We start from the raw sequence: 2679 nt of genomic DNA, 5'->3' as shown, positions 1-2679 counted from the left end.
GTCGAGGAGCGCTACGGCGTCCCGCCCGCCCGCTACCCCGACCTCGCGGCCCTGGTCGGGGAGACGAGCGACAACCTGCCGGGCGTGCCCGGGGTGGGGCCCAAGACGGCCGCGAAGTGGATCGGGACCTACGACGGCCTCGACGGCGTCATCGCCCACGCCGACCTCATCAAGGGCAAGGCCGGCGACAGCCTGCGCGAGCACCTCGACGGCGTCATCCGCAACCGCCGCCTCAACGCCCTGGTGTGCGACCTGGCGCTCGACGTCGAGCCGGCCGACCTGCACCGCCGCGCCTGGGACCGCGAGCAGGTCCACACCGTCTTCGACGGGCTCGAGTTCCGCGTCCTGCGCGACCGCCTGTTCGCGACGCTGGAGTCCGCGGAGCCCGAGGCCGAGGGCGGCTTCGGCGTCGACGGCGCCGTGCTGCTCGCGGGCGAGGTCGGCCCGTGGCTGGCCGAGCACGCCCAGGGCCGCACGGGGCTGCACGTCGCGGGGGAGTGGGGCCGCGGCGCGGGCGACGCGACCGGCATCGCGCTCGCGGGCGCCGACGGCGTGGCCGCCTGGTTCGACCCCTCGACGCTCGAGGCGGCCGACGAGCAGGCGCTCGCCGCCTGGCTCGCGGACCCGCAGCGGCCCAAGGTCGCCCACGACGTCAAGGGCCCCGCGCACGCCCTGCACGGGCGGGGGTGGGAGCTGCGCGGGCTCGTCCAGGACACCGCCCTGGCCGCCTACCTCTGCCACCCCGACCAGCGCAGCTACGACCTCGCCGACCTCGCGGTGCGCCACCTCGGCCGGGAGCTGCGGGCCGAGGGGGCGCCGGTGCCGGAGCAGCCGTCGGAGGACGGCGACCAGCTGACCCTCGACGCGGGCGACGGCCCCCTGGGCGGCAGCGACCAGGCACGGGCCGAGGAGGGCATGGTCCGCGCGCTCGCGGTCTCCGAGCTCGCCGACGTCCTGGCCACCGAGCTGGACGCGCGCGGCGGCACCCGCCTGCTCGCCGAGGTCGAGCTGCCCCTGGTCGACGTGCTCGCGCGCCAGGAGCGCGTCGGCATCGCCATCGACGCGGACCTGCTGGCCGAGCTGGAGCAGCACTTCGCCGACCGCGTCGCCGAGGCGCAGCGGCTGGCCTACGAGGTCATCGGCACCGAGATCAACCTGGGGTCGCCCAAGCAGCTGCAGGTCGTGCTCTTCGAGCAGCTGGACATGCCCAAGACGAAGAAGACGAAGACGGGGTGGACGACCGACGCGGACGCCCTCGCGGCGCTGTACGTCAAGACCGAGCACCCGTTCCTGCAGCACCTCCTGGAGCACCGCGACGCCTCGCGGTTGCGCCAGACGGTCGAGGGCCTGCAGAAGTCGATCGCCGACGACGGCCGCATCCACACCACCTACCAGCAGATGATCGCGGCGACGGGGCGGCTCAGCTCGACGGACCCGAACCTGCAGAACATCCCCATCCGCACCGACGAGGGCCGGCGGATCCGGGCCGCGTTCGTGGTCGGCCGCGGGGACTCCGGCGAGGGCTTCGAGAGCCTGCTCACCGCGGACTACTCGCAGATCGAGATGCGGATCATGGCGCACCTGTCCGCGGACGAGGGCCTCATCGAGGCCTTCCGGTCCGGCGAGGACCTGCACCGCTTCGTCGGCAGCCGGGTCTTCCACGTCGAGCCGGCCGAGGTCACCTCCGCGATGCGCGCGAAGATCAAGGCGATGTCGTACGGCCTCGCCTACGGTCTGTCGCCGTTCGGGCTGTCGAACCAGCTGAAGATCTCCACCGAGGAGGCCAAGGGCCTCATGGACGAGTACTTCGAGCGCTTCGGGGGCGTGCGCGACTACCTGCAGGGCGTCGTCGCCGAGGCCCGCCAGTCCGGCTGGACCGAGACGATCATGGGCCGCCGCCGCTACCTCCCCGACCTCACGAGCGACAACCGCCAGCGCCGCGAGATGGCCGAGCGCATGGCGCTGAACGCGCCCATCCAGGGCTCGGCCGCCGACATCATCAAGGTCGCGATGCTCGGGGTCGACGCGGGCCTGCGCAGCGCGGGGATGCGCTCGCGCCTGCTGCTGCAGGTGCACGACGAGCTCGTCCTCGAGGTCGCCGACGGCGAGCGGGAGACGCTCGAGGCCCTCGTGCGCCGGGAGATGGCCGCGGCCGCCGACCTCGCCGTGCCGCTGGACGTCTCGGTGGGCCTCGGCGCGTCCTGGCACGAGGCGGGCCACTAGCCCGGCCGCCCTCTCACGGGCTGCAGCGCAACGGGTCTCAGCGCACGTGTCTCAGCGCACGGGGGCGAGCAGCTCCGGCAGCGCGGCGTCGAAGCGCGCGAGGAGCCAGCGCGGTGCGGGTGGTCGGCGCCGTGGCTCGCCGGTCGCGGCGTCGGCGCCCCACCACGCCGCCCGGCGCTGCTCCTCCGGCGTCTGGTGCCCGGGGGAGCCCGCGCGGCAGGCCCCCACCTCGGCGACCGCGCCGCTGGCCTGCACGACGCGCCAGGCGTCGAGGGCGAGACCGCGCGGTGACGCGGCCGCGTAGCTGCCCAGCGCCACGGCCCGCAGCTCGCGACGCCGCTCGTCGTCCGCCGCCGACACCGGCGTCGTGCGCGCCCGGTGCGCGACGAGGCCGGCGACCCCCTGGCTGACCACGACCTCTCGGCCCACGTCCGCCACCCCGATGCTCGTCAGGAA

At 74.9% G+C, this 2679-nt stretch carries 2 protein-coding genes; one reads left to right on the top strand and one right to left on the bottom strand.

Going from position 1 to position 2679, the window contains the following annotated elements:
* The coding region (gene polA, locus GTR02_RS21175; protein ID WP_166609450.1) for a DNA polymerase I at window positions 1–2223 on the top strand (2223 nt) is incomplete at its 5' end.
* A 51-nt stretch (window positions 2224–2274) separates the two neighbouring features.
* Here polA and GTR02_RS21170 read toward each other — a convergent pair.
* On the bottom strand, window positions 2275–2679 hold a 405-nt coding region (locus GTR02_RS21170), incomplete at its 5' end, for a hypothetical protein (RefSeq protein ID WP_166609449.1).

Origin of the sequence: Kineococcus siccus (genome assembly GCF_009906795.1) — a bacterium.
GTDB lineage: Bacteria > Actinomycetota > Actinomycetes > Actinomycetales > Kineococcaceae > Kineococcus > Kineococcus siccus.
This window is presented reverse-complemented; position numbering and strand designations above follow the sequence as displayed.